Genomic DNA, 269 nt, shown 5'->3' with positions numbered 1-269 from the left:
TCTTAAGACAACAAATGATTCCTGGAGAGTCGATGAAACGTATGTGAAAGTAAAAGGGCAATGGATGTATTTATATCGCGCAGTCGATTCAGACGGAAATACCATTGATTTTTATCTAAGTGAATCAAGAGATAAACAAGCAGCCAAGCGCTTTTTCAAGAAAGCCTTGGCTGCTTCTCATATTTGTAAACCTCGCGTAATAACAGTAGATAAGAACCCTGCCTATCCTGTAGCAATTCAAGAATTAAAAGAAGAGAAACGTATGCCTA

At 37.9% G+C, this 269-nt stretch carries 1 protein-coding gene; it reads left to right on the top strand.

Features of this window, described 5'->3' with window-relative positions:
* On the top strand, positions 1–269 hold a 269-nt coding region (locus HRG09_RS28535), incomplete at both ends, for an IS6 family transposase (protein ID WP_174104126.1).

It is taken from the genome of Bacillus sp. Xin1, assembly GCF_013314535.1.
Lineage (GTDB): Bacteria > Bacillota > Bacilli > Bacillales > Bacillaceae_G > Bacillus_A.
This window is presented reverse-complemented; position numbering and strand designations above follow the sequence as displayed.